We start from the raw sequence: 2,186 nt of genomic DNA, 5'->3' as shown, positions 1-2,186 counted from the left end.
CGTGGTCCAGGAATCCCTCACGAACGTGCTCAAGCACGCGGGCCCGCGGGCGTCCGCGCGCGTCACCCAAGAATGGACGACGCGCGGGCTACAGCTCGAGATTGCCGACGACGGCCGGGGCGCGGCCTCCGATCCCACCTCCGGAAACGGGCAGGGCCTGCGGGGCATGGCCGAGCGCGTGGCGCTCTACGATGGTGCCGTCGACGCGTCTCCCCTGCCGGGCGGCGGGTTCAGCGTCCGAGCGTTCATCCCGTACACGGAGGCCTGACATGGCGCACAGCGGCTCGCCCGCGTCCCCCTCGCCCACCCCGACGGCGCCCACCCCGATCTCGCCCACCCCGATCCGCGTGGCCCTCGTCGACGACCAGCAGCTGGTCCGCGGCGGCTTCAGGATGCTCATCGACTCGCAGCCGGACCTCGCGGTTGTCGCGGAAGCCGGGGACGGCCTCGAAGCCGTCCGTCTCCTCGCCCGCGTCCCGGCCGACGTCGTCCTCATGGATGTCCGCATGCCGCGCATGGACGGGATCGAGGCAACCCGACGCCTCCTCGACGGCGCCGCACCCGAGCCGGGCGAGACGCACCGCCGGGGGCCGAAGATTGTGGTCCTGACCACGTTCGATCTCGACGAGTACGCGCTCTCCGCGATCCAGGCGGGCGCGAGCGGGTTCCTGCTCAAAGACGCGCCGCCCGAGGAACTTCTCGGCGCCGTGCGCACGGTGTACCGAGGAGACGCGGTCATCGCGCCGTCCACGACGCGGCGGCTCCTCGGCCACATGGCCTCCGCCCTCAGCGCGCCGAGCCCCGAGGTCAGCGCTCACGCAGCGGACGTCGCCACGCTCACGGCCCGCGAGCGCGACGTCTTTGCGCTCATCGCCCAGGGTCTCTCCAACCCGGAGATCGCGGAGGCGCTCGTCGTCTCCGAGGCGACCGTGAAGACCCACGTGGGTCACATCCTCTCGAAGCTCGGGGCACGCGACCGCGTGCACATCGTGCTCATCGCGTACGAGACGGGCATCGTCGCGCCGTAGGCTCGGCGCCCAACCCACGGCTCCGCACGGCACGCTCCGCCCAACCCGCGCTCCCGGCGGCGCGGGCACTGCCGCCCCGCGGCGTAGGCCGGCTCATCCCGTGGGAGGAGGCGGCGCCGTCGTACGCCCGCGAAGATCCGACCGCAGCCCGATCCGCCGCCGGCCCCGCGCTCCTAGCTTTGGGAACATGACCATCACCTCGGAATCCAGTTCCTCACCAGACGTGCCCGCGACCGCCCGCGCGGCCGTGCGCGCCCAAGGGCTCCGCAAGACCTACGGCAAGGGCGAGGCCGCCGTCGAGGCCCTGAGGGGCATCGACCTCGACTTCCCCGCGGGCCGGTTCACGGCGATCATGGGGCCGTCCGGCTCAGGCAAGTCGACGCTCATGCACTGCCTTGCGGGCCTCGACACGGTAGACGCCGGCACGATCGAGCTCGGCGGGACCGAGCTCACAGGGCTCAACGACAAGGCCCTCACGCGGCTGCGTCGCGACCGCGTGGGCTTCGTGTTCCAGGCGTTCAACCTCGTGCCAACGCTCACCGCGCGCGCCAACATCACGCTCCCTGTAGCGCTCGCCGGCGGCACGGTCGACGCCGCATGGTTCGACGGCCTCGTCGCGACGCTCGGGCTCACCGACCGGCTCGAGCACAAGCCCCACGAGCTCTCGGGCGGGCAGCAGCAGCGCGTCGCCGTGGCCCGCGCGCTCCTCACGCGCCCTGCGGTGGTCTTCGCCGACGAGCCGACCGGCAACCTCGACTCGCGCTCGGGCGCGGAAGTCCTCGGCATGCTGCGTCGGAGCAGCCGCGAGATGGGGCAGAGCATCATCATGGTCACGCACGACCCCGTCGCAGCGAGCTACGCCGACCGGGTCGTACTCCTCGCGGACGGCGCCCTCGTCGGCACGCTCGACGACCCCACGGTCGAGACGGTTCTCGCTGCCCTCGCGAAGGTCGAGGCCTGAGGATGCTCGGCGTCGCCCTCAGCCAACTCACGACGCACGCCCGGAGATTCGTCGCGATCGTGCTCGCCGTACTCCTCGCCGTCGGCTTCCTCACCGCCACGCTCATGGCCAACGCGTCCACGACGGCGTCCCTCGTCGCGAGCGTCGGGCAGGACTACGCGAAGGCGGACCTCGTCGTCTCCCCCGCCCATCGAGGC

At 72.3% G+C, this 2,186-nt stretch carries 4 protein-coding genes; all 4 read left to right on the top strand.

The genetic code is table 11. The features are described from left to right. On the top strand, positions 1 to 268 hold a 268-nt coding region (locus ACLN58_RS21375), incomplete at its 5' end, for a sensor histidine kinase (protein WP_415857228.1). A gap of 1 nt (position 269) precedes the next feature. Next, on the top strand, positions 270 to 1,028 hold the full coding sequence (locus tag ACLN58_RS21370; RefSeq protein WP_415857227.1) for a response regulator: 759 nt from the start codon (positions 270 to 272) through the stop codon (positions 1,026 to 1,028). Between the two features lie 187 nt (positions 1,029 to 1,215). Further along, positions 1,216 to 1,989, top strand: coding sequence for an ABC transporter ATP-binding protein (locus ACLN58_RS21365; RefSeq protein WP_415857226.1), 774 nt, complete (start codon positions 1,216 to 1,218; stop codon positions 1,987 to 1,989). A gap of 2 nt (positions 1,990 to 1,991) precedes the next feature. After that, positions 1,992 to 2,186, top strand: a 195-nt coding sequence (locus tag ACLN58_RS21360; protein WP_415857225.1) for a hypothetical protein, incomplete at its 3' end; no start/stop codon positions are given.

Origin of the sequence: Sinomonas sp. G460-2 (assembly GCF_047759905.1) — a bacterium.
Taxonomy (GTDB): Bacteria; Actinomycetota; Actinomycetes; order Actinomycetales; family Micrococcaceae; genus Sinomonas.
The sequence above is the reverse complement of the archived record's forward strand: the minus strand, read 5'-3'. Positions and strand labels throughout refer to the sequence as shown.

Excerpts from the sequence above, each read along its gene's own strand:
- ACLN58_RS21370 (WP_415857227.1), top strand. The coding sequence starts at position 270 with ATGGCGCACAGCGGCTCGCCCGCGTCCCCCTCGCCCACCCCGACGGCG.
- ACLN58_RS21365 (WP_415857226.1), top strand. The coding sequence starts at position 1,216 with ATGACCATCACCTCGGAATCCAGTTCCTCACCAGACGTGCCCGCGACC.